We start from the raw sequence: 22,696 nt of genomic DNA, 5'->3' as shown, positions 1-22,696 counted from the left end.
CGCCCCGCCGGAGATGATGTGCCTCATGCGTACACAAGTAGGGATCATCGGCGCGGGCCCCGCCGGATTGTTGCTGTCCCATCTGCTCCACCTGCGCGGGATCTCGTCGGTGGTGCTGGAGCGCCGCTCGCGCGAGCACGTCGAGCAGCGCGTCCGCGCCGGGGTCCTGGAGCAGGGCACGGTCGACACGCTGATCGCGGCCGGGGTGGGCGAGCGGCTGCTGCGCGAGGGACTGCCGCACGAGGGCATCGAGCTGAGGTACGGCGGCGCCGCCCACCGCATCCCCTTCGAGAAGCTGGTTCCCGACCGGCGGATCACCGTCTACGGCCAGCAGGAGGTGGTCAGGGACCTGATCGACGCCAGGCTCGCAGCGGGCGGCGACCTGCGTTTCGAGGTGGACGACGTGGAGGTGCACGACCTGGAGGGCGCGCCGTACGTGACGTTCGGCGGCGAGCGCCTCGACTGCGAGGTGATCGCCGGCTGCGACGGCTTCCACGGCGTGTCCAGGCCGTCGATCCCGGAGGGCGTGCTGACGGTGTTCGAGCGCGAATACCCGTTCGCCTGGCTCGGCGTGCTGGCCCGGGTGCGCCCGTCGGCCGAGGAGCTCATCTACGCCAGGACCGATCGCGGCTTCGCCCTGCACAGCATGCGCTCGCCCGAGGTCAGCCGCTTCTACCTCCAGGTGCCGCCCGACGCCGACCTCGCCGACTGGCCGGACGAGCGCGTCTGGGCCGAGCTGAAAGCCCGCCTGGAGACGATCCCCGGCTTCACGCTGGAGACGGGCGAGATCTTGGAGAAGGGCGTCACGCCCATGCGCAGCTTCGTCGCCGAGCCCATGCAGTACGGCCGGCTGTACCTGGCCGGCGACTCCGCCCACATCGTCCCGCCCACCGGTGCCAAGGGACTCAACCTGGCCGTGGCCGACGTCAACAACCTCACCGAGGCGCTGGCCGCCTACTTCGCCACCGGTGCCACCGACCTGCTCGACGGCTACTCGGCGGCGTGCCTGCGGCGGGTGTGGCGGGCGCAGCACTTCTCCTGGTGGATGACGACGCTGCTGCACACCTTCGACGACGAGGACGCCTACGGCCGCCGCCTGCAGCTGTCCTACCTGGACTACGTGACCTCGTCGGCGGCCGCGGCGACCACGCTGGCCGAGAACTACGTGGGACTCAGCTGAACAACCCGTGGCAGTGGTGGGCCAGGAAGGAGGTCAGGCCGGGCACGGCCACCAGCGCGGCGGGGCCCGCCAGCAGCCCGGCGACCGCCAGCAGCGCGGACAGGCGCTCGCGGCGCTCCAGCGGCTCGTGCGGGTGGAGCATGCGGCGCACCCTGGTCAGGGCGGTCTCGCCGCCGGCGGCCAGCGCGAAGGCGGGCACCCGGCCGGTCGCCAGGCCCACCAGCGCGGCGGCGATGTGGATGCGGTGGTGGCGCCTGGCCGCCATGTCGTCGGCCAGCAGCTCGACCAGCCTGGCCAGCTCGGCCCGCGCCCGCTCGAACAGCGGCACCCGAGGGAAGGCCCGGGTGAGGATCTCGGCCCCGGCCAGCACGAGGTGGTGACGCCCGCGCAGGTGGGCGTGCTCGTGGGCGAGGACGGCGGCCACCTGGTCGGGGGTCAGCGACGCCAGGGCGCCGGTGGTGATGACGGTCTGGGCGCGGCGGCCGGGCAGGCAGTAGGCGACGCGCTCGGCGTGCTCGACCACGACCGCGCCGAGGTCGCCGTCGGGCCGGCCGAGCAGGGCGAGCATCTCGGCGTGGCGGCGGCGCTCGCGGCGGGTGCGCAGCACCACGTCGGCCACCGAGTAGGCGAGCCTGGCCACGATGAGGGCGGCGCCGGCCAGCCCGGCGCGCACCCCGGTCAGCGAGAGGTCGGGAAGCTCCGTGCAGGCCTCGAAGAAGCGGGCCAGGCCGTGGCCGATCAGGTCGGTGGGCACCGCGAGGGAGATCGCGGCCAGCAGCGCGGCGGCGACGGCCGAGAAGCCGGCCGCCTGCCACATGCCGATCGCCAGCCGGGGCGCCCTGGACGTCCACGACGCCCTGGCGAGCAGGCGCGGCAGCAGCACGGCCGCCACGACCGAGTAGAGGGCGAGGAAGAGCGGGACGATCACTGCTTGCGGCCTCCGGGCGGGAAGACCTGCAGCGCCGCCTCCAGCGCGGTGGCCTCCTCGGGGGTCAGCCGCTCCAGGAAGTGCACCAGCGTCGCGGCCTGGTTGCCGCTCGCGGCCAGGGAGTCGCGCATCAGCTCGGCGGTGTAGGCCTCCTTGGAGGCGACCGGCTCGTAGACGTAGGCGCGGCCGACCGGCTTGCGCTTGAGCAGGCCCTTGGTGTGGAGCTTGTCCATCACCGTCATCACCGTGGTGTAGGCGATCTCCCTGTCCTTGCGGAGGTCTTCGAGCACGTCGCGCACCGATGCGGGCTTGTGGTAGGCCCACATCCTGTCCATGATCGTGGACTCGAGTTCTCCCAGGCCGCGCTTCATGCGCTCATGCTACCGAGTTCAATGGGGCACGACCCCGGCCGCCAGGACCCTGCGGTAGGCGGCCACGCGGTCCTCGACGCTGTCCAGGCAGCAGCTTGAGCACTTCACCGCCTCGGCCGAGGTGTAGTAGAGACAGCACGTGCGGCGGAGGTAGAACAGGCCCTCGCGCTCGCCCTCGCGCAGCCGTACCACCTCGCCGAGGGGGTCCAGCACCGGGGCCGCGGCGAGGAAGCGCTGATAGGCGGCGTGCAGGACGTCCACGTCCGCCCCGAGGCGGCTGGCGATGCAGAACGCGGCGGCGCAGCCGTGGGCCACGCCGCCGTTGAGCTGGCGCAGCCCGGCCCTGGTCCGTGTCCGCATGGCCAGGGCCAGGGGGAGCAGGTGCTCGTTCAGCACCCACGAGACGAGCGTGTCCAGTGAGCCGGGGCGCACCTCGGGCTCGCGCAGCGCCACCGCCTCGAAGCCGTGGTGCGGGGACAGGCGAATGGCCACGTTCGGCGGGCGCATGTCCACCAGGACGTCCTCCAGCGCCCAGGCCAGCAGCGCCGAGGCGGTGACGGTGCCGGAGTAGACGGCCATGACGGTCAGCGCGGTCGCGTGCTCCGACACCTGCCCGCTGGCCGTCCGCTCGGCCTCCAGGACCTGGCCGAGCTCGTCGGAGCCGGGGTCGAGGAGGCGGTCGCAGGCCAGCCAGCCGGCTCCGGTCAGCCCGGTCTCCAGCCGGTACCTGTCTCCGAAGGACGCCAGGCGGGCGAACACGTCTCTCACTTCAGCAGCTCCTGCGTGTAGGGGTGGGCGGGCGCGGCGGCCAGGTCCGCCGCCGGGCCGTGCTCGACGATCTCGCCGGAGCGCAGCACGACGATCCTGTCGCACGCCTGGACGGCCTCGCCCAGGTCGTGCGTGACGAAGACGACGGCCAGGCCGCGTCCGGAGGCCAGGGAGCGCAGCGTCGTCGCGATCCCGGCCCTGGTCGAGACGTCGAGCATCGAGGTGGCCTCGTCGGCGATGAGCAGCACGGGCTCGCCGGCCAGCGCGCGGGCGATGGAGACGCGCTGGCGCTGACCGCCGGACAGCTGGCCGGGGAAGCGGCGCAGGAACTCCCGCTCGCACGGCAGCCCGGCCGCCTCCAGCGCGGCCAGCACCTTCTCCTCCCGGTCGCCCGGCGTGCCCGCGACCACGAGCGGCTCGGCCACCAGCGCGCCCACCCGCATGCCCGGGTGCAGGGAGTCGTAGGGGTCCTGGTGCACGAAGCCGATGCGCCGCTGCAGGAGCCGCAGCGCCTTGCCGGTCCGGCCGGTCAGCTCCTCGCCGTCCACCACGACCCGGCCCGCCGTCGGCTTGATCAGGCCGAGGGCGATCCTGGCCAGCGTGGACTTGCCGGAGCCGCTCTCTCCGACCAGGCCGACGATCTCGCCTGACCGCACCTCCAGGTCCACGCCCTTGAGCGCCTGGACGCCGCGGCGCCGGTAGGTGTGGCGGATGCCGGTGAGGGTGGCGGCTGCCGTACCGGCTGAGGGGGTGGAGCGCGGCACGACGGGATAGACGGGCGCGCCGGGGTGGTGGCAGGCGAGGCCGTCCACGAGCGGCGGGTCCACGTCGTGGCAGGGGTCGAGGGCGAGCGGGCAGCGCGGCGCGAACCGGCAGCCTGGCCGTGCCTGTCCGAGCGGAGGCGCGGAGCCGGGCACGCTGCCCCAGGGGATCGAGCGGTCGGTGGCCGGGGTGGCCGTGAGCAGGCCGAGCGTGTAGGGGTGGCGCGGCGGCGCGCCCTTGGGGCGGTCCTCGGCCAGGCGGCCGGCGTACATGACCGCCACCCGGTCGGCGTGCGGGGCCAGCGCGGCCAGGTCGTGCGAGACGATCAGCATGCCGATGCCGAGCGAGGCCAGCAGCGCGAGCACCTGGCGCTGCACGATCGCGTCGAGCCCGGTGGTGGGTTCGTCGGCGACCAGCAGCGACGGCTCGCCGGCCAGCGCCAGCGCGATCGCCACCCGCTGCCGCTGCCCGCCGGACAGCTCGTGCGGGTGGCAGGTGAGGTGCTCGGCGCCGAGCCCGACGCGGTCGAGCAGCTCGCCCGGCCGCGCCCGGCCGCCGTGCAGCGTGAGCATCTCCTCGATCTGCGCGCCGACCTTGTGGACCGGGCTGAGCCCGGTCATCGCGCCCTGGGGCACGATCGCGATCTTCCGCCCGCGCACCCCCGCCCAGTCGGTACGGCGGGCGAGGTCGTCATCCCCGAGCATGGCCGAGCCGGTCACCTCGGCCGAGCCGGGCAGCAGCCCGAGCAGCGCCCTGGCCAGCGAGGTCTTGCCGCAGCCGCTCTCACCCACGAGCGCCACGATCTCGCCGTCGCCGACGTCCAGGCTGACCCGGTCGACCGCGGGCAGCCCGTCGTAGCAGACCGACATCCCGGTGATGGAGAGCATCAGGCGGGCACCTCCTTCAACGCCGGGTTGAGCCGTTCTTCGACCGCGGTGCCGATCAGCGCCAGCGCGAGCACGCTCAGCGTGATGGCCAGGCCGGGCGGCAGCGCCCACCACACCCACGCCTCGGACAGGAAGACGCCGTTGACCTGCACCCAGTACAAGGTGGTGCCCCAGCTCGGCGCGGTGGGGTCGCCCAGGCCGAGGAAGGACAGGGTGGCGTCGTAGAGGATCGCCCGCATGGCGGCGCGGACGAACACCGGGATGAGCAGCGGCCCGATGAGGTAGGAGCCGTGCCGCAGCAGCAGCCACCAGCGCGGCGCGCCCATCGCCCGCGCGACCTCCAGGTGGCCGCGCGACCACGCGGTCAGCATCCCGGCGCGCAGCACCCGGGCCGGAACCGGCCACATGAGCACGACCAGGATGGCCACCCTGATTCCGAACGACTGCCCTAGGAAGGCTGCGGCCAGGATGAACAGGATCAGCTCGGGCAGGATGAGCATCACGTCGATCGAGCGCATGATCAGCGAGGAGAGCCAGCGGGGCCCGATGGCGGCGGCGCCGCCGATGACCGCGGCCAGCGCGGTGACCACGAGCGCCACCAGGAAGCCGAGGCCGAGTGAGGTGGCCGCGCCGACGAGCAGCTGGTCGAGGAGGCTGCGGCCGAGGTCGTCGGCGCCCAGCGGCAGCCCGGGGCCGGGCGGGGCGTAGGGCTCGCCGATCCTGGCGGTGCCGGCGGAGTCGGGCAGGAGCAGGCCGTAGACGGCGGCGGCGGTGATGACGGCCAGCAGCGCGAGGCCGGTGCGCCCCTGCCGGCCGAGCGCCCTCACTGCCGGGCCCGGGGGTCGAGCAGCGGGTAGGTGGCGTCGGCGATCGCGTTCATCGCCACCACCATGAGCGTCAGCACGAGGAAGGCGCCCTGCATCAGCGGGTAGTCGCGGGCCGAGATCGCGCCGAACGTCAGCCGCCCGAGCCCCGGATAGGCGAAGACGGTCTCGATGACGATCGAGCCGCCGGCCAGGAAGCCGATCTCCATGAGCACGATGGTGTGCACGGGCAGCAGCGCCGGTCGCAGCGCGTGCCTGCGGACCAGTCTCCCGTACGGCACGCCGCGCGCGTGGGCGTGCTGGACCGGTTCGCTGGTCAGCACGGTCAGCATCGAGGAGCGGGTGTAGAGGAAGAAGTAGCCGAGTCCGGTCACCACCAGCGTGGTCACCGGCAGCACCAGGTGGGCCAGGGTGCCGGCGCCGTAGGTGGGCAGCACGTTCAGCTGGACTCCGAACACGACGATGAGCAACATGCCGAGCCAGAACGCCGGCAGCGAGTCGAGCACGATGGCGGTGCCGAGCAGTCCGGCGCCGCCGCCCCGGCGCCTGCGCAGCGCGCCGAGCACGCCGAGCGCGACGCCCAGCACGCAGGTGATGACGATGCTGGTGCCGACCAGCAGCAGCGTCCAGGGCAGGGCCTCGCCGATGGCCTCGGCCACCGGCCGGCCGTCCGACAGGGACGTGCCGAGGTCCAGGGTGAAGACGCCGGTCAGGTAGTCGGCGAACTGCTCGGGGAGCGGGCGGCCGAAGCCGTACTGCTGGGCGATCTGGGCGCGTTCTGCCTCGGTCAGCCTGGACAGCGCCTCGGGGCTGCCGAAGAGCTTCATCGGTCCGCCGGGCAGCGCTCTGGGCAGCAGGAAGTTGAGCAGCAGCGCGATCACCACGACCGCGCCGTACTCCAGGATTCGCCTCATCCGACGAACGAGCCGCTGTGCAGGACACCGAGGCCGTTCTGCCAGGTCCAGCCGGCGTAGGCGTCCTTGCGGTAGGCGTAGGCGCCGTTGCGGTAGTAGAGGGTGAGGAAGGGGAGCTGCTCGGCGATCTTCTGCTGGAGCGCGGCCGCGGCCTCGGCCCGCTTCTCCGGCGTGGTGGTGGCCTTCAGCTCGTCGATGGCCTTGTCGACCCCGGCGTCGGCGAAGCCGCCGATGTTGAGGTTGCCGTCCTCGGGGTCGCTGTCGAAGAGCGAGACGATCTGGCTGCTGGTCTGCATGACCGGCGCCGACCAGCCCCACATGGTGAGGTCGTAGTTGCGGCCCTTCTTGACGTCATAGTCGGGCCAGACCTTGGTGTCGAGCGAGTCCGGGTCGAGCGAGGTCACCTTGATCTCGACGCCGACGTTCTTGAGCATGTCGCGGATCAGCTCGGCGCTGCGCAGCCGGTCGGTGGAGGTGCTCTGGACGAGCAGTTCGTAGCTCATGGGCTTGCCGTCCAGGGTCCTGACGCCGCCGGGGCCGGGCTTCGCGCCCAGGGCGTCGAGTTCGCGCTTGGCGGCCTCGACGTCGAACAGCGGGGGCAGGGCCGGGCCGCCGACCGGGGACTCGGGGTGGACGAAGCCGGGGTTGCCCGGTGTGCCCTGGCCGAGGAGCGCGGTCTTGACCAGGTCGCGCACGTCGACGGCCTTGGCGAGGGCGCGCCGTACCTCTGCGCGGTCGAAGGGCGGGCGGGTGGTGTTGAACTGCAGCATCGTGGAGGCGAACTCGGTGCCCTCGGCGATGCCGATGTTCGGCTGGCTCTGCAGGGAGGCGCGCTGCTGCGGTGGCACGTTCCTGACCGACAGGGAGACCTCGCCGGTGCGCAGGGCGGCGAACTGGGTGGTCTCCTGCGGGATGACGTTGACCTTGACGGTGTCGACCTTGGGCTTGCCGCCGAAGTAGCCGGGGTTGGCGGTGAGCGTGTAGCCGCGTTCCTTGTCGTAGGCGGTCAGCCGGAACGGTCCTGTGCCGATCGCCTTGTCGGTGCCCGCCTCGTTGACCTTGGTGACCGACTCCCACAGGTGCTTGGGGAGCATGGCCATGTCGGACAGGATGCGCAGGGGGAACTCGGGGTCGGGGGCGGCGAGCGTCATCGTGACCGCGTCGCCGTCCGCCTTGACCGTGCGGATCGGGCGCACGTCGATCGCGGAGTCGCCGGAGAGGTTCTCGCGGTAGAACTCCACGCTGAACACCACGTCGGCGGCGGTGAACGGCCGGCCGTCCTGCCAGGTGACGCCGGTGCGCAGCGGCAGCCTGAACACCTTGTTGTCGGTGGTCTCGACCGCGGTGGCCAGCGAGGGCGCCACGCTCTCGCCCTTCTGGACCAGCAGGGTGTCGAAGATGAGCTTGACCAGGTTGTCGCCCGGGTAGCCGCTCTCGTTGGTGAAGGGGGTGAGGGTTCCCTCGTCGGAGGAGATCGCGATGGTCACGGTCTTGGCCGCCTGGGCCGCGGGTCGTTGGGCCGGTGCGCCGCTGCACGCGGCCAGCGTCGCTACCAGGGCGAACACGAGAACGGCAGAGTATTTCACGGAACCTCCGGGGGGTATGCGAGGTCGTGGGGAGCACTCTAGCCAGGAAATCCGATGATGAGTAGTAGTGACCGGTTTCTTTCCCGCTCAGCGGCTGACGCCCTCCGACGTCGGCCGCAGGAGGTCGAGGTCGGCGCGCCGGGGCAGCGACTCCCAGTCGCCCTGCGAGGTCACCGCGAAGGCGCCCGCGGCGCAGGCGGTGCGCAGGCGCCGGTCCGGGTCCGCCCCGGCCAGCCAGTCGGCCAGCCAGCCGGCCGCGAAGGCGTCGCCCGCCCCCACGGGGTCGACCTCGGTCACCTTGTACGGCTCCGCATGCCGTACCTGGTCGTCGGAGAGCTCCATCGCCCCCCGCGCCCCGAACTTGAGCAGCACGTGGCGCGGCCCCAGCGCCTTGGCCAGCGCGACGGGATCGTCGGGATCGTCGGTGTCGGCGATCAGCCGGGCCTCGTCCTCGGTCGCGAACACCACGTCCACGTCGGCGATCACCGAGCGCAGCCACGCGCCGGCCTCCTCGCGCGTCCACAGCGCCTTGCGGTAGTTGACGTCGAGCGAGACGAGGACGCCGGCCGCGCGGGCGGCGTCGATGGCGTGCCGCACCGCCGCCCTGGCCGAGGGGGACAGGGCCGGGGTGATGGCGGAGACGTGCAGGGCGCGGGCGCCCGCGATGAGCGCGGGGTCGAGGTCGGCGGGGGACAGGCGGGAGCCGGCGCTGTCCTTGCGGTAGTAGCGCACGTCGATGAGGTCGGCGGTGCGCCTGCCCTTGATCATCAGGCCGGTGGGCGCGTCCGGGTCGGGGATCGCGCGGGCGTCCACGCGCTCGGCGCGCAGGGTCGAGGCGATCAGCTCGCCGAACTCGTCGTCGCCGACCCGGCCGACCCAGGTGACGTCGTGGCCGAGCCGGCTGACGCCGATGGCCACGTTCGACTCGGCGCCGCCCAGGCCGAGGTCGAAGTCGCGGGCGAAACGCAGCGGGCCGGTCCGCCTGGCGGCGAACAGGGCCATGGTCTCGCCGAACGTCACCAGGTCGGTCATCGTGTGGACCCCAGCTTTCTCGAGATGCGTGCGGCGGCCTCCGCCACCATCGGGCCCAGTTCCCGCACCCGCGCGGCGGTGATGCGCGAGGTGAGGCCGGAGACCGAGATGGCGGCGCTGACCGTGTCGGTGTGGTTGAAGATGGGCGCGCCGACGCAGCGCACCTCGGGCTCGTTCTCGCGGTCGTCGACGGCGTAGCCGCGCTGCCTGACGCGGGTGAGCTCGCGGCGCAGCCGTTCGTGGTCGGTGATCGTGTGCCTGGTCATCGCGGGCAGGTCGTCGGGGATGGCCGAGTCCGGCTGCCAGGCGAGGATGGCCTTGCCGACGGCCGTGGAGTGCAGCGGGCCGCGGCTGCCGATGCGCGAGGCCATGCGGACGGTGGCCTGGTTCTCGACCTTGTCGATGTAGACGACGTGCGGCGGGTCGTAGACGACCAGGTGGACGGTCTCGCGCACCTCGGCGACCAGGCGGTGCGACTCCTCGGCGGCGACCGCGCGCAGGTCGAGGGTGGCCAGGTAGGCCTGGCCGAGCTGGAGCGTGCCGTGGCCGAGCCGGTAGGCCCCGGTCTTCCTGTCGCGTTCCAGCAGGCGGGCCTCGATGAGCGGGGTGGCCAGGCGCAGCACGGTGCTCTTGGACAGGCCGACCGCCTCGGCGAGCTGGGTGAGCGTCAGTCCGCTGTGGGCGCGCACGTGGTCGAGGACCAGGAGCGCGCGGCGCAGGGATGCGGACTGGTTGCGGTCGGGCACGATCGCCAAATTACGGCGAAGCATGCGTTGATGTCACATTCTGCAGCACCTCGTTGTGCATTGCACAACAAGTCGTGACAAGTCTTTTCGACTCAGGGAGAGCTTCCTAGTGTCGGCGCCAAGGAGGCAATAGTGAAGTTTCTTTACTGTGCCGCGGCCCTCTTGGCGCTTGCGGCCTGCGCGCCCTCCACCGCCCCGACCACGGGCGGCGGCGGCGACGAGAAGACCGGAACGCTGAACGTGTGGCTCTACGACGAGCCCAACCGCGCTCCGAAGGACAAGGTCATCCAGGAGGCGATCAAGGAGTTCAGCGCGTCGCACGCCGACGTCAAGGTCCAGGTCAGCTGGGTCCCCACCACCCCCGCGCGCCACGAGAAGTTCAAGGGCGCCTTCAACGACCCGGCCAGCGCCCCCGACGTGGCCGAGTACGGCAACACCGACCTGGCCGAGTACGCCGCCGCCGGCGGCTTCGCCGAACTCGACCTGGCCGGCGAGGACCTGGGCGCCGACCTGGTGAAGTCCGCGACGGTCGACGGCAAGGCGTACGGGCTGCCGTGGTTCATCGGCATCCGCGCCCTCTACTACCGCACCGACGTCTTCGACGAGCTGAAGCTCAAGCCGCCGACGACGATCGCGGAGCTCACCGAGACCGCGCGCACGATCCGGGCCAAGAAGCCCGACTTGTACGGCATCGCCGTGGGCGGCGAGTACACCTTCGGCGCGCTGCCCTTCGTCTGGGACGCCGGCGGCGACATCACCACGCTCGACAGCCCCGAGTCCCGCAAGGGCGTCAAGGCCTACACCGACCTGCTGTCCGACGACATCTGCCCGGCCCAGGCCTGCGCCTCGCTGACCGGCGGCAAGACCGTCGAACTGTTCGCCAGCGGCAAGGCCGCCATGGGCATCCTGGGCAACTTCAGCCGCTCGGCCGTGGACGCGGGCGCGGTGGCGGGCAAGTACAAGGTCATCCCGCTGCCCGGCGCGGCCCCCGGCTCGATCGCCCCGGCCTTCGCCGGCGGCAACAACCTGGGCGTGATGAAGAACGCCAAGCACCGCACGCTGGCCAACGACTTCGTCAAGCTGCTCGGCGGCAAGGCGTACCAGGCCAAGATGTACGAGGCCATGGGCAACCTGCCCACGCTGACGGGTGTGCGGGAGGAACTGGCGGCCAAGGATCCCTTCCTGAAGCCGTTCCTCGACACCGTGGCCAAGGGCACCAAGTTCGTGCCGATCGACCCGGCCTGGGTGAAGATCGACAACAGCAAGGTCATCCCGACGATGCTGCAGAAGGTCGCCACCAAGCAGGCGACCGTCGAGGAGGCGACCACCGAGGCCGCCGCCGCCGTGAAGGCCGCCTTCGGGTGACGCGCGTCTCACGGGCCAGGCCATGGGTGTACCTGCTGCCCACGGCGGCCGTGCTCGGGCCGATGTTCGGCTACCCGTTGTACATGCTGGGCCTGCTGTCGGTCTTCGACTACCGGCAGGCCCAGGTCAGCGGCGGGGAGCCGACCCGGTTCCTGGGGTTCGGGAACTACGCGAGGCTCCTGTCCGACGAGCGCTTCTGGAGTGTGCTCGTCCAGACGGTGGTCTTCGCGGCGGCGCTGGTGCTGGCGACGCTGGTCGTCGGCGCCGCGCTCGCGATCGTCATGGACAAGGCCTCGCCGTGGGCGCGCACCACGCTGTCGCTGGCGGCGCTCGGCGCGTGGGCGGCCCCGGCGATCACCGGCTCGACCGTGTGGATGTTCCTGTTCGACGCCGACCTCGGGCTGGTCAACCAGGTGCTCGGGCTCGACGGCTACAACTGGTTCTACGACAAGTGGGTGACGTTCGGCGTGGTCGGGGCCACGGTCGTGTGGCACTCGTTCCCGTTCGTGATGGTGACCCTGTACGCCGGGATGAAGGCGATCCCCGGCGAGGTCCTGGAGGCCGCGGCCCTGGACGGCGCCTCGGCGGTGGGCACCTTCTGGCGTGTGACGATGCCGATGCTCAGGCCGCTGGTGACGATCGTGGTGATCCAGTCGATCATCTGGGACTTCAAGATCTTCACGCAGATCTACGTCATGACCAACGGCGGCGGGATCGCGGGCCAGAACACCGTGCTCAACGTCTACGCCTACCAGACGGCCTTCGGCTCGTCGGAGTACGGCCTCGGGGCCGCGATCGGGGTGGTGATGGCGCTGATCCTGCTGGCGGTGACGCTGGTCTACATCCGCGCGCTCTACCGGACGGGGGAGAAGCTGTGAGGGGCCGCTGGATCGCCAACGCCGTGGCGCTGGTGGTCGCGCTGCTCACCGCCTTCCCGCTCTACTGGATGGCGCTGTCGGCGCTGAAGCCGGCCGGTGAGATCCAGTCTCTGGACGTACGCCCGTGGACGGCCCACCCGACCCTCGAGAACTTCGTCCGGGTCCTGACCGGCGAGGGCTTCGCCCGCTACCTCCTCAACAGCGCGCTGGTGGCGCTGGCCGTGGTGGTGCTGTCGGCCCTGATCGCCTTCCTCGCGGCGGTGGCGGTGACACGCTTCAACTTCCGCTTCAGGACCACCGTGCTGATCATGTTCCTGATCGCGCAGATGGTGCCGGTGGAGGCGCTGACGATCCCGCTGTTCTTCGTGGTGCGCGACCTTCAGCTGCTCAACACGCTGGGCGCGCTGGTGCTGGTGCAGCTCGCGTTCTCGCTGCCGTTCGCGATCTGGATGATGCGCGGGTTCGTGGCGGCGGTGCCGGAGGCGCTGGAGGAGGCGGCCATGATCGACGGGGCCGGCCGGGCCACGGTGCTCTGGCGCATCCTGTTCCCGCTGGTCGCGCCGGGGCTCGTGGCGACCAGCGTGTTCTCCTTCATCACCGCGTGGAACGACTTCATCTTCGCCAGGACCTTCATCATCTCCGCCAAGGACAACCAGACCCTGCCCTCGGCGCTGCTCGTCTTCTTCAAGCCCGACGAGAACGACTGGGGCGGGATCATGGCGGCCTCGACGCTGATGACGATCCCCGTGCTGATCTTCTTCGTGGTGGTCCAGCGCAGGCTCGTCTCGGGCCTGGGCGGCGCGGTGAAGAGCTAGGAGTGGTCGTGAAGAGCTAGGAGCGGGACGCGCCGAGCACGGCGGCGATCTCGTGCCGGTCGCCGGGGGCGAGGAACTCCAGCAGCCTCGCCCCTTCCTCCTCGGCCTCGCGCAGGTCGGCGGGGGCGAACGGCTTCCACTGGTGGATCGTGAGCGTGGACGTGCCCTTCTCGGTGCTCACCGTCCAGTCGCCGGCGGTGAACCCGTCCACCAGGATGAGCCGCCACTGGACGTTCGCCTTGACGAACGCGCCGCCCACCTCAAGGGCCTGCGGGGTGATGAACCTCGTCCGGTCGGCATATCCGATGAACGCATTGTCGAAGTCATACATGAACCGCACAGGCACCGAAATTTCGGCGGAAGGCAGCGTCATGTCGGGCAGGTCGTAGAGGACACGATCGTCCTCGGCCCGGTAACGCACCAGATCCATGCCCTTGAACACCTCGGCCAGCCTGGTCAGCCCCGACCAGGTCTGCACGTCCTTCACCGAGGCCGGTCCGAACGCCCGCAGATACCGCCGCACCATCTCCTCGGCCGCCATCGGCGGCTCGGAGTTCCCCAGCCACGACTCGGCCGAGGTGTGCGCGATCGGCCCGCTACGCCCCCACAGACCCCGCGGCGGCACCTGCACCAGCGGCACCAGCCACCGCACGACCTGGCTCAGCGCGTGCGCGTCGTTGCCCGGCCACCGCTCCGCCAGCTCCTTGCCCAGCTCGGCGAAGGTCAGCGCCCGCTCCTCCACCAGCGCGCGACCGGCCACGGCCAGCTCGTCGAGGTCGACGCCGGACAACTTCCTGACGAAGGTCGAGCGGGTGCCCCGCTCGGTCACCGGATCCAGCAGCGGCCGCAGCGCCAGGCAGTCACGGGCCGAGACCAGGTGAATGGTCGAGCGCTGCAGCGCGATCCTGACCAGCTCACGCTTGTCCAGCAGCGCGGAGGCGGCCAGCGGGTCGAAGCCCTCGATCCGGTTCCACAGCCCGGCGTACCAGGTGTGCGGGGTCTGGGCCTGCAGGCCGAAGAGGTGCTCGACCACCTCGACCACCGACAGGTCCGTACGGCGCAGCAGCAGTTGCCGCTCCATCGCGGCCCGGTTGAGCGCCCGGAGGCTGAGGACGGGATCCATGGCCACTACCGTAGGGGCAATCGCGGCATATCCGCTTCCGCGATTCTGGGTACGGTGGCGGTGTTGTGATGACCTTCCAGGTGCTCGGCCCGCTCACCGTCCACGTCGACGATGAGCCCCTGGTGCTGGGACGGCCGCGCCAGCGCTCGGTTCTGGCCAGGCTGCTGGCCGCCGGCGGCCAGGTGGTGCCCGTGGACCGGCTCATCGACGACCTCTACGCCGACGAGGCCCCGCCCAAGGCGCTGGCCGCCGTCCAGAGCTACATCTCCAACCTGCGCCGGGCGCTCGAACCCGGCCGCTCGCCGCGCTCCACCGGCGGCGTGCTGGTGACCGTCCCGCCCGGCTACGCGGTACGGCTGCCCGCCGGCGCGGTGGACGCCTGGCGGTTCGAGAGCCTGGTGCGCGACCCGTCGGCGGACGCCACGGCGCTGGCCGAGGCGCTCGCGTTGTGGCGCGGGCCCGCCTACCAGGAGTTCGCCGGTCTGGCGTGGGCCGACGCCGAGGCGGCCAGGCTGGACGAGCTGCGCGCCTCGGCCGTCGAACGGCACGCGGGGGAGCTGATCGGGCAGGGCGGGGCGGCGCGGGCCGTACCTGATCTGGAGGGGCTCGTCGGCGCTCATCCCCTGCGCGAGGCGGCGTGGGCGCTGCTGGCGCGGGCCCTGTACCGATGCGGGCGGCAGGGAGAGGCGCTGGGCGCGCTGCGCCGGGCCCGCGCCCACCTGGTGGAGGAGCTCGGCGTCGATCCCGGGCCCGAGCTGCGGCGGCTGGAGGAGGACATCCTCGCCCAGGCCGCCCATCTCAGCGACCGGCCGGCTCCCGCGGCCCCGCCCGAGCGGCCGGTCGCGCCGGCGCAGCCGTACGTGGGCAGGCGGAGAGAACTCGCCGAGGTGCTCGCGCTGCCCGCAGGAGTCGTGCTGGTCAGCGGGGAGCCCGGCGCGGGCAAGACGGCCTTCATCGAGCAGGTCAGGACCCGGCTCGTGGCGGAGGGATGGGCGGCCGGCTGGGGACGCTGCCCCGAGCACGAGGGCGCGCCGCCCGGCTGGGCCTGGGCCGAGCTGCTGCGGGAGCTGGCCGCCAGGGTGCCGCCCGACGACCCGGAGGCGCTGGCTCCGCTGCTGCGCGACGCCGCGGTCAGGGGCGACGCGGCGACCGCGCGCTTCCGGCTGCACCGCGCTGTGGCCGCCTTCGCGGGCGTGGCGGCGGCCAGGCAGCCGCTCCTGATCGTCCTGGACGACCTGCACCGCGCCGACGCCGAGACGCTCGCCCTGCTCACCCACGTCATCGCCGAGAACACCGCCGCCCGCCTGCTGGTGATCGGCTCCTACCGCCACACCGAGCCCAGCGAACGCCTGGCCGACGCCCTGGCCGCGATCGCCGCCCACGAACCGCTGCGCGTCGAGCTGGGCGGGCTGTCGCGGGCCGAGGTCGCCGAGCTGGTCAGGATCACCTGCGCCCGCCCGGCCCCGCCCGAGGCGGTCGCCGAGATCGCCGAGCGCACCGGCGGCAACCCGTTCTTCGTCAGGGAGACCGCGCGGCTGCTCGACTCCGAGGGCACGGTCGCCGTCCCGGCGGGCGTGCGGGACGTGCTGCGCCGCCGCCTGGCCCGGCTGCCCGCGCAGGCGCGTACCATCCTGCGGCACGGCGCGGTCATCGGCAGGGAGAGCGGCGTGGCCGTCCTGACGGCCGTCAGCGGCGGCGACGAGGAGGCGGTGCTGGAGGCCATCGAGTCCGGCCTGGTCACCGGGCTGCTGACCGAGCCGGAGACGGGCCGGCTGCGCTTCGCCCACGTGCTCATCCGCGACACGCTCTACGACGACCTGTCGCGCATCCGCCGGGCGCGGCTGCACGGCCAGGTCGCCCGCGCGATCGAGGAACACGAGCCGGACGACGTGGCCGCCCTGGCCCACCACTACCTCGCCGCCGCGGAGCGGGCGAAAGCCGTTCACTATGCCAGGCTCGCCGCGCGGCAGGCCGAGCGGCGCTTCGCCTTCGCGCAGGCGGCCGAGCTGTGGCAGCACGCGCTCGACGGCTTCGACGGCACCGCCCGCGAGCGCCTGGAGCTCACGCTGGCGAAGGTCTCCGCCCTGGCCAACGACGGACGGCTGGTCGAGGCCCGCACCCACCGCACCAGGGCGGTGCGCGAGGCGCTGCCGCTCGGCGATCCCGAGCTGCTGGCGCAGGTGATCGTCTCCTTCGACGTGCCGATGTTCTGGAGCAGCAGGGAGTACGGCGGGCTCGACACGGACCTGCTGGCCGCGGTCGAGTCGGCACTGGAGTCGCTGCCTCCCGGCGACGGCAGGGCCCGCTGCCAGCTGCTGACCACGCTCGCCTTCGAGCTGGAGGGCGAACCCACCGAACGCGGCTACCTGGCCTCCCGGGAGGCCGTCGCCATGGCCCGCCGGCTGGGCGACCCCGGCCTGCTCGCCCTGGCGCTGAACGGCCGCCACCACGAGAGCTACCGCTACGACGGCCTGGCCGAGCGCGAGGAGATCGGGCGGGAACTGCTCACGATGGCCGAGGCCGACAGCACGCTGGAGGTGCTGGCCCACCTGATGCTCATGCAGAGCGCCACCGGCCGCGCCGACTTCGCCGCCGCCGACCACCACGCCGCGCGGGCCACCCGCCACGGCCTCACGCTGCCCGAGGCCGTGGCCGGCTTCTATCACGGCCTGCGCGCGGTCCTGGCCGAGGACTACACCGAGGCGGAACGCCGCTACCGCGCCGCCGCCAAGCTGGCCGGCCGCCTCGGCATGTGGCAGCACGAGGCCGGCATCCTCCTGATCGCCCTGTACGGCATGCACCTGCTGCGCGGCGACGTCTCCCCGCTGCTGCCCGAGATCGAGCCGTGGACCGGCTACGAACCCTGGCGCGACCAGGTCACCGAGATCCACGCCCTGGCCCTGTGCCACGCGGGCCGCGCGGACGAGGCGCGGGCCAGGCTGGCCGGCCCGATGAAGCCGATCAGGCGCGACTACTTCTGGCATTTCCTCACCGCGGTCCGCGCGTTGCTCGGCCGGGCCCTCGACGACCGAGAGCGCATGGAGTGGGCCTACACCGACCTGCTGCCCGTGGCGGACCAGCCCGTGGGCGGCACCGGCTACCTGGCCGTCTGGCCCACGGCTCAGGTCCTCGGTGACGTGGCCGCCCGCCTGGGCCTCCCCGCGGACCCGCACTACCGGCACGCCCTGGAGGTGGCGGAGCGGGCGGGCGTGGCCCCCTGGATCGCCGCCGCCCGCGCCCGCCTCGGCGGTTAACCGAACAGCAGCCGCACGCGCCGGGCGTAGCGGCCCCGGGTGACGGCCAGCAGCACACGGAACGGCGCGCCCGCGTCGGCCAGCAGCCCGTCGAGCTCCTGCTTGGTCGCGTAGCTGGCCAGCCACGGAACGGTGAAGGTCAGCTCCTTGAGCGTGGCGCGCTTGGCCACCTGTTTCTCCACCCACGCGTACGCCTGGTGGGGCACGAACCGGGAGACGATCGGGAACAGGTCGGACTCCTCCTCGGCGATGTGCTCGTCGAGCAGCGCGAGCAGCTCCGCCAGCTCGGTCCCGAGCGCGGCCGGGTCGCCGTGCACGGCCCGGCGGCAGCGGTTCAGCAGCGGCTCCAGCATCGCGTGGTCGTCGGTGAACGGGTTCAGGTCCACGGCAGGTCCGGCGGTCCGCTCGATGATCGGCCACAGCAGGTCGTCCTCGTTGGCGTGGTGGTGGTCGATCTCGACGAGCAGGCTGGAGACGTACTCGCGCAGGACCGCGACCCGAGCGACACCGAGCGACCCGGGCCGGGCGAGCAGGGCGGTGAGCCGGCGCAGGTCGGCGAGCATGGCCCGGTGGATGACGTACATCGAGGTCAGGTTGGGCTCGGGCTCCTGCCCGGCGCCGCCGCGTGCCGTGAACGTGGGGATCTGTACGGTGCTCATGCGGTCAGCATGAGCCTGCGCTCTTTCCGTCCTCTGGTGGCGTACTTGTCGCCGGGTCAGCAGCTGCTGCGGTAGGAGGCCTCGGGGATGAGCTTGGCCCACTCGGCCTCGCTGAGCGCGCCGCCCGCCCGCGCGCACACCTGCTCGGCGGCGAGCAGCGGGTCGATCGGCGACTGCTGCACCTCGCCGCCGGGCTGCACGACGAACAGCCGCCGCCCGTCGTCGCTGAAGGCCATGTCGGCGGGGTAGGCGTCGACCGGCGCCTGGCCGACCTCGCGCAGCGAGTCCGCCTCCCAGATCTCCACCCGCTCGCCGCCGACGGCCAGCAGCCGGCCGTCGGGGGAGAAGCGCAGGTGCAGGGCGCCGGAGGAGACGGGCGCCGTGCGGCCCTTGCGGGAGGTGAAGTCCCACAGGAGCATGCGGCCGTCCTCGCCGAGCACGTAGCCGAGCGTGCGGCCGTCCGGGCTGAAGGCGACGGCGTCCGGCGCCAGGTTGCGGACCCCGGCGGGGTCGCGGGTGACCCGGCCGGTGATCACCTCCACCAGGTCGGCGCCGGCGGCCAGGGTCTTGCCATCGGGGCTGAAGGCCAGCGCGGTGCTGCCCACGCCGGACAGCGTGCTGGTCTTGCGGCCGTCGCGCACGCTCCACAGGTCGATGTCCGGCCCGCGGACGACCGCGAGCGTGCCGCCGTCGGGCGACAGCCGTACGGCGGAGGGCTCGTGGCCGGTGTCGATGGCGTTGACGCGGCGGCCGGCGGCCACGTCCCAGATCACGACCGGGTCGCCGGCCACGGCCAGCAGGGTGCCGCCGTCGTCGAAGGCGAGGTCGCCGGTGCCCTGGATACGGCCGAGCGGCTCCTTCTTGAGCGCGTCGGTGAGCTTGATCGCGCCGGAGACCTGCAGCGCGGTCACCCTGCCACCGGGCGAGAGCCGGGCCATCCCCATGCTGACGGCCTCCTCGTCGGGCGTCAGCTCGACCGCGCTGGAGACGTCGATGGAGACGACCGAGCCGGCGCCCTTCACGTAGCGCAGCTCGCGGCCGTCGGCGGAGAAGGCGAGGGCGGCCTCCGCCTGCCTGACGGGGTACTGGCCGAGAATGCTGGTGTCGGCCACCCGCCACAGCTGGGCCTGGTCCTCCAGCCGCTCGGCCAGGAACCTGCCGTCCGGGCTGAAGACGACGGGCAGCAGCGAGCCGCCCCTGCTCGGCAGCAGGCGGTGGCCGCCGGTGGCGGTGTCGACGAGCGTGATCCCCGTGGCGCCGGTGACGGCCAGGCGGGAGCCGTCCGGGCTGAACGCCAGCGGCAGTTCCGCCCCGCTCTTGGCCACCGGCACGTCCACCTGCACCGTGGCGGTGCGCTTGCGGGCGCGCAGGTCCCACAGCTCGGCCCGGCCGCCGTCGTCGGCGGAGCCCAGCGCGGCCCACCGGCCGTCGCGGGAGACGGCGTAGGTCCGGCCCGTCAGGTCGAGCGGCAGCGGCGCGCCATCGGCGGGGTAGAGCGCGGTCCTGCCCGCTGCGGACAGGGCCAGCAGCCGCCCGCCGGCCAGTAGTTCCACCGCGTCGCCCTGCGGGCGGGCGGCGCCGACCCGCTTGCCCGTGGCCAGATCGACCGTGCTCACCGTCGTGCCGTCGGAGACGGCCGCCATCGCGCCGTCGTCGCTGATCGCCTCGACCTGCCCGCCCGGCACCCTGGACCGGCCGGTGGCCTTGCCGGTGGCGATGTCCCAGGTGACGACCTGGTCGCCGGTCCGCTTGAGCAGGCTCTTCCCGTCGAAGGCCAGGTGGTAGGCGGCCGACGGCACGATCTCCGGGTCGGTGAACACGCTCACCTCCGGCTGGGCCAGCGAATGCTGCAGCGCGGTCCTGGCCTCGAAGACCGGCGACAGGCTCCAGGCCGCCACGCTCAGCCGCATCGCCGCCTGCGGATCCGTCGCGCGCAGCGCCTCCGCCCGCGCCGCCACCGCCCGCGCGTTGGCCTGCGCGAGCTGCTCGCTGAGATCCTGGCTCTGCCGTACGGCCAGCACCGACGCCGAGACGGCGACCGCCAGCAGCGCCGCCATCGCGGCCAGGGCCAGCCCGCGCCGCCGCCCGCGCCGCCTGGCCTGGGCGGCGCTGCGGTCGAGGAAGTCGCGTTCGAGGGCGTTGAGGCCCACGTGGCGGCGGGTGGTGGCGGCCCAGCCGAGCGCGGTGTCCAGGGCGCTGCCGTGGTAGAGGTCGGCGCTGCGGCGGCGGTGGGCCTGCCAGTGGAGCGCGGCCCCGCGCAGCCTGCCGTGCACGGCCAGGCCGTCGCGGTCGTCGGCCACCCAGGCGCGCAGCCTGGGCCAGGCGTGGTAGAGCGCGGCGCTGGCCGGGGCGACCAGGTCGTCGGAGACGGCGACGAGCTTGCCGGTCTCGGTGTCCTCGGGGGCCACCTTGAGGCTGCGCCGTACCAGGAGACCGGCTTCGGCGAAGTGGGCCAGCACGCCGAGGTCCTCGGCCTCGTCGCGCGGGATGCGGCGGAGCGTCTCGCCGTCGAGCATCCGCAGCAGCAGGCTGGGCACGGCGCGCTGCTGCTCGGGGGTGAGCGCGGCGTAGACCTCCTCGGCGACCTCGCCGAGCGGCCGCTCGCCGCTCAGCCCGTCCGGCGGCCTGACCTCGGCCGCCAGCTCGGCGCCGGCGCTCGGCTCCGCGCTGCCCAGCAGCCCGAGCAGCAGCTCGGCGGCGGTGGGGCGCCCGTCGGGGTCCTTGGCCAGCGCGCGGGCGACCAGCGAGCGCAGCGGCTCGGCCAGGTCGCCGGGGTCGGGATCGACCGTGAGCACCCGGTGCATGACGCCGCCGAGGCTCTCGGCCTGGAACGGGTCCTCGCCGGTGGCGGCGAACAGCACCACGCCGCCCCAGGCGAACACGTCGGCCGGCGGCCCGGCGCGGCGGCCGGTGAAGACCTCGGGGGCCATGTAGGTGGGGGTGCCGCCGATGAAGCTCGTGCTCGCCCCGTCGGTCGTGCGCGCGACGCCGAAGTCGATCACCCGGGGCCCGTCCGGCCCGAGCAGCACGTTCTCCGGCTTGAGGTCGCGGTGCACCACGCCCGAGCTGTGAACGGCGGCCAGCGCGGTGGCCAGCGCGACGGCCAGCCTGAGCAGGGAGTCGCCGGAGTAGGGGCCGTGACGTTCGAGCGCCTGGCGCAGGTTGGGGCCCTCGACGAACTCGCTGACGATGTACGGCCGCTCGGCGTCCAGCCTGGCCTCGACCACCCGGGCGGTGCAGAAGGAGGCCACCCGGCCAGCCGCGGCCGCCTCCTTGGCCAGCTGCCCGGTCAGCCCGCCGTGCAGGACCTTCACCGCGAAGCGGCGGCCATCGGCGTCGTAGGCGTCGTAGACGACGCCCTGGCCGCCCGCGCCGAGCCGACCGGCCAGCCAATAGCCGCCAAGCCGTTCGGGGTCACCGGGCACCAAGCGCATCGTCACTGCCCCTTAGATGCGCACAAGGCGGAATTGGTTGCCGGCCGGAACGCCACAGGTCCCTCGCGCGCCTCGAGGGACCCGTGCGTCATGATCATTATGACAGGGGTTTCCACTCCGTACGCAGCACGGACATCGTCACCGAGTCGTACCACTGTCCCTCCCACAGCAGCGCGTCACGCTGCACGCCCTCCCGCACGAAGCCGACCTTCTCGTAGACGTGCTTGGCGCGGTCGTTGAAATCGTATACGCCCAGCTCGATGCGGTGCAGAGGGGTCGTGGCGAAGGCGTGGTCGAGCACCAGGCGGATGGCCTCGGTGCCGTAGCCCTTGCCGAACGCGCGCGCGCCGACCAGGGCGATGCGCAGGTTGCACGACAGGTTGTCCTTGTCGAGCTCGTTGAGCACGACCTCGCCGACGTACCCGTCCGGGGCCATGATGGCCAGGTCGAGCCGGTCCTCGTGGTCGCGCCGGGTGGAATACCACTCCAGGGCCGCCTTGGGGGCGATCCCGTCGTGGGTGTGGGAGCCCGTGAGCCGGGCGACCTCGGGGTCGTCGCAGAGCTCGATCAGGCCCTCGACGTGCTCGGGCCCGACGGGTACGAGGGTGACCCGGTCACCGGCGAGGGTGGGTTTGTTCGCGAACATTTCTCCAATTTATAGAGCCTCGTAAATGGTTGTCGCCGTGTTTTCCGGGGTGGCCGTGGAGACGTCCAGCCGCAGGTCGGCGACCTGCAGGAAGTACGGCTCGCGGCGCGCCCGCATGGCGGAGGGCGAGAACTCCGGCCGGTGGTCGGACGAGCGCATCCGCTGGGCCAGGATCTCGTCGGGGGCGTCCAGCCAGACCACGAAGGCCGCGCGCAGCGCCTCGCGTACCCGCGGGTCCTCCACGGTGCTGGCCGCCGCCGCGATCACCTGGGGCGGCTCGGTCAGCGCGTGCAGCACGTGCTCGGACTCCCGCTCGTGCAGGACGTCCGCGCCCTCCGCCTTCGCGATCTCGGCGGCGCTGGCGCCGTAACGCCCGCGCAGGTACGGGTCGCTGTCGCTGAGCCGCACGCCCAGCTCGCGGGCCAGCAGTTTGCCGACGGTCGTCTTGCCCGAGCCCATGAGCCCGATCACGACGACAGGTTTGTTCTTCGACATGGGGATAGTGGTTTCCTCTGGAGGTGCAT

At 72.7% G+C, this 22,696-nt stretch carries 19 protein-coding genes; 5 read left to right on the top strand and 14 right to left on the bottom strand.

Annotated elements, in window-relative coordinates; genetic code table 11:
* Window positions 1-25 precede the first annotated feature (25 nt).
* On the top strand, window positions 26-1,180 hold the full coding sequence (locus tag HNR40_RS10855; RefSeq protein WP_184960287.1) for a 4-hydroxybenzoate 3-monooxygenase: 1,155 nt from the start codon (window positions 26-28) through the stop codon (window positions 1,178-1,180).
* Here the strand turns inward: HNR40_RS10855 and HNR40_RS54415 are convergent.
* From HNR40_RS54415 to HNR40_RS10810, 9 genes are all read right to left on the bottom strand, one after another.
* The gene (locus tag HNR40_RS54415; RefSeq protein WP_184960285.1) at window positions 1,173-2,108 is read right to left on the bottom strand and encodes a M56 family metallopeptidase; all 936 of its coding nucleotides are present in this window, start codon (window positions 2,106-2,108) and stop codon (window positions 1,173-1,175) included. The two genes, HNR40_RS10855 and HNR40_RS54415, sit on opposite strands and share 8 nt — an antisense overlap.
* Window positions 2,105-2,479, bottom strand: a complete 375-nt coding sequence (locus HNR40_RS10845) for a BlaI/MecI/CopY family transcriptional regulator (RefSeq protein WP_184960283.1) — start codon at window positions 2,477-2,479, stop codon at window positions 2,105-2,107. The genes HNR40_RS54415 and HNR40_RS10845 overlap by 4 nt, the downstream gene beginning before the upstream one ends.
* 18 nt (window positions 2,480-2,497) lie before the next feature.
* A complete protein-coding gene (locus HNR40_RS57125) occupies window positions 2,498-3,247 on the bottom strand; it encodes a (2Fe-2S)-binding protein (RefSeq protein ID WP_221340206.1) in 750 nt (249 codons plus the stop codon).
* A complete protein-coding gene (locus tag HNR40_RS10835; protein ID WP_184960281.1) occupies window positions 3,244-4,896 on the bottom strand; it encodes an ABC transporter ATP-binding protein in 1,653 nt (550 codons plus the stop codon). Before HNR40_RS10835 ends, HNR40_RS57125 begins: the two co-directional genes overlap by 4 nt.
* Window positions 4,896-5,723, bottom strand: a complete 828-nt coding sequence (locus HNR40_RS54405) for an ABC transporter permease (RefSeq protein WP_184960279.1) — start codon at window positions 5,721-5,723, stop codon at window positions 4,896-4,898. Before HNR40_RS54405 ends, HNR40_RS10835 begins: the two co-directional genes overlap by 1 nt.
* Window positions 5,720-6,634, bottom strand: coding sequence for an ABC transporter permease (locus HNR40_RS10825; RefSeq protein WP_184960277.1), 915 nt, complete (start codon window positions 6,632-6,634; stop codon window positions 5,720-5,722). The genes HNR40_RS54405 and HNR40_RS10825 overlap by 4 nt, the downstream gene beginning before the upstream one ends.
* Window positions 6,631-8,220, bottom strand: coding sequence for an ABC transporter substrate-binding protein (locus HNR40_RS10820; RefSeq protein ID WP_184960275.1), 1,590 nt, complete (start codon window positions 8,218-8,220; stop codon window positions 6,631-6,633). The genes HNR40_RS10825 and HNR40_RS10820 overlap by 4 nt, the downstream gene beginning before the upstream one ends.
* An 87-nt stretch (window positions 8,221-8,307) precedes the next feature.
* Window positions 8,308-9,252, bottom strand: a complete 945-nt coding sequence (locus HNR40_RS10815) for a sugar kinase (protein ID WP_184960273.1) — start codon at window positions 9,250-9,252, stop codon at window positions 8,308-8,310.
* A complete protein-coding gene (locus tag HNR40_RS10810; RefSeq protein WP_184960271.1) occupies window positions 9,249-10,022 on the bottom strand; it encodes an IclR family transcriptional regulator in 774 nt (257 codons plus the stop codon). Before HNR40_RS10810 ends, HNR40_RS10815 begins: the two co-directional genes overlap by 4 nt.
* Before the next feature lie 108 nt (window positions 10,023-10,130).
* Between HNR40_RS10810 and HNR40_RS10805 the strand changes: the two genes are divergently transcribed.
* Genes HNR40_RS10805 through HNR40_RS10795 form a run of 3 tightly spaced genes read left to right on the top strand, consistent with a single transcriptional unit; the run spans window position 10,131 to window position 13,056 of the window.
* On the top strand, window positions 10,131-11,363 hold the full coding sequence (locus HNR40_RS10805) for an extracellular solute-binding protein (protein ID WP_184960269.1): 1,233 nt from the start codon (window positions 10,131-10,133) through the stop codon (window positions 11,361-11,363).
* Window positions 11,360-12,241: a carbohydrate ABC transporter permease gene (locus HNR40_RS10800; RefSeq protein ID WP_312896276.1), complete on the top strand. Its 882-nt coding sequence runs from the start codon at window positions 11,360-11,362 to the stop codon at window positions 12,239-12,241. The genes HNR40_RS10805 and HNR40_RS10800 overlap by 4 nt, the downstream gene beginning before the upstream one ends.
* The gene (locus tag HNR40_RS10795) at window positions 12,238-13,056 is read left to right on the top strand and encodes a carbohydrate ABC transporter permease (protein ID WP_184960267.1); all 819 of its coding nucleotides are present in this window, start codon (window positions 12,238-12,240) and stop codon (window positions 13,054-13,056) included. Before HNR40_RS10800 ends, HNR40_RS10795 begins: the two co-directional genes overlap by 4 nt.
* A gap of 16 nt (window positions 13,057-13,072) precedes the next feature.
* Here the strand turns inward: HNR40_RS10795 and HNR40_RS10790 are convergent, their stop codons facing one another.
* Window positions 13,073-14,179, bottom strand: a complete 1,107-nt coding sequence (locus HNR40_RS10790; protein WP_184960265.1) for a winged helix DNA-binding domain-containing protein — start codon at window positions 14,177-14,179, stop codon at window positions 13,073-13,075.
* A gap of 68 nt (window positions 14,180-14,247) precedes the next feature.
* Between HNR40_RS10790 and HNR40_RS10785 the strand changes: the two genes are divergently transcribed.
* A complete protein-coding gene (locus HNR40_RS10785) occupies window positions 14,248-17,433 on the top strand; it encodes an ATP-binding protein (RefSeq protein WP_221340205.1) in 3,186 nt (1,061 codons plus the stop codon).
* Here the strand turns inward: HNR40_RS10785 and HNR40_RS10780 are convergent.
* From HNR40_RS10780 to HNR40_RS10765, 4 genes are all read right to left on the bottom strand, one after another.
* Window positions 17,430-18,092 carry a hemerythrin domain-containing protein gene (locus tag HNR40_RS10780; RefSeq protein ID WP_184960261.1) on the bottom strand — a complete coding sequence of 221 codons (663 nt, stop codon included), beginning with the start codon at window positions 18,090-18,092 and terminating at the stop codon, window positions 17,430-17,432. The two genes, HNR40_RS10785 and HNR40_RS10780, sit on opposite strands and share 4 nt — an antisense overlap.
* A gap of 56 nt (window positions 18,093-18,148) precedes the next feature.
* Window positions 18,149-21,526 carry a protein kinase domain-containing protein gene (locus HNR40_RS10775; RefSeq protein ID WP_246508953.1) on the bottom strand — a complete coding sequence of 1,126 codons (3,378 nt, stop codon included), beginning with the start codon at window positions 21,524-21,526 and terminating at the stop codon, window positions 18,149-18,151.
* A 97-nt stretch (window positions 21,527-21,623) separates the two neighbouring features.
* Window positions 21,624-22,172, bottom strand: a complete 549-nt coding sequence (locus HNR40_RS10770) for a GNAT family N-acetyltransferase (RefSeq protein ID WP_184960257.1) — start codon at window positions 22,170-22,172, stop codon at window positions 21,624-21,626.
* A gap of 9 nt (window positions 22,173-22,181) precedes the next feature.
* Complete coding sequence (locus HNR40_RS10765; RefSeq protein ID WP_184960255.1) at window positions 22,182-22,667, bottom strand: shikimate kinase; 486 nt, start codon at window positions 22,665-22,667, stop codon at window positions 22,182-22,184.
* Window positions 22,668-22,696: the final 29 nt, after the last annotated feature.

It is taken from the genome of Nonomuraea endophytica (assembly GCF_014203235.1).
GTDB lineage: Bacteria > Actinomycetota > Actinomycetes > Streptosporangiales > Streptosporangiaceae > Nonomuraea > Nonomuraea endophytica.
The sequence above is the reverse complement of the archived record's forward strand: the minus strand, read 5'-3'. Positions and strand labels throughout refer to the sequence as shown.

Bases quoted from the DNA above. Each gene is read 5' to 3' on its own strand.
- HNR40_RS10855 (WP_184960287.1), top strand. From the start codon at position 26: ATGCGTACACAAGTAGGGATCATCGGCGCGGGCCCCGCCGGATTGTTG.
- HNR40_RS10845 (WP_184960283.1), bottom strand. From the start codon at position 2,479: ATGAAGCGCGGCCTGGGAGAACTCGAGTCCACGATCATGGACAGGATG.
- HNR40_RS10835 (WP_184960281.1), bottom strand. From the start codon at position 4,896: ATGCTCTCCATCACCGGGATGTCGGTCTGCTACGACGGGCTGCCCGCG.
- HNR40_RS10825 (WP_184960277.1), bottom strand. From the start codon at position 6,634: ATGAGGCGAATCCTGGAGTACGGCGCGGTCGTGGTGATCGCGCTGCTG.
- HNR40_RS10815 (WP_184960273.1), bottom strand. From the start codon at position 9,252: ATGACCGACCTGGTGACGTTCGGCGAGACCATGGCCCTGTTCGCCGCC.
- HNR40_RS10810 (WP_184960271.1), bottom strand. From the start codon at position 10,022: ATGCTTCGCCGTAATTTGGCGATCGTGCCCGACCGCAACCAGTCCGCA.
- HNR40_RS10790 (WP_184960265.1), bottom strand. From the start codon at position 14,179: ATGGATCCCGTCCTCAGCCTCCGGGCGCTCAACCGGGCCGCGATGGAG.
- HNR40_RS10785 (WP_221340205.1), top strand. From the start codon at position 14,248: ATGACCTTCCAGGTGCTCGGCCCGCTCACCGTCCACGTCGACGATGAG.
- HNR40_RS10780 (WP_184960261.1), bottom strand. From the start codon at position 18,092: ATGAGCACCGTACAGATCCCCACGTTCACGGCACGCGGCGGCGCCGGG.
- HNR40_RS10775 (WP_246508953.1), bottom strand. From the start codon at position 21,526: ATGCGCTTGGTGCCCGGTGACCCCGAACGGCTTGGCGGCTATTGGCTG.
- HNR40_RS10770 (WP_184960257.1), bottom strand. From the start codon at position 22,172: ATGTTCGCGAACAAACCCACCCTCGCCGGTGACCGGGTCACCCTCGTA.
- HNR40_RS10765 (WP_184960255.1), bottom strand. From the start codon at position 22,667: ATGTCGAAGAACAAACCTGTCGTCGTGATCGGGCTCATGGGCTCGGGC.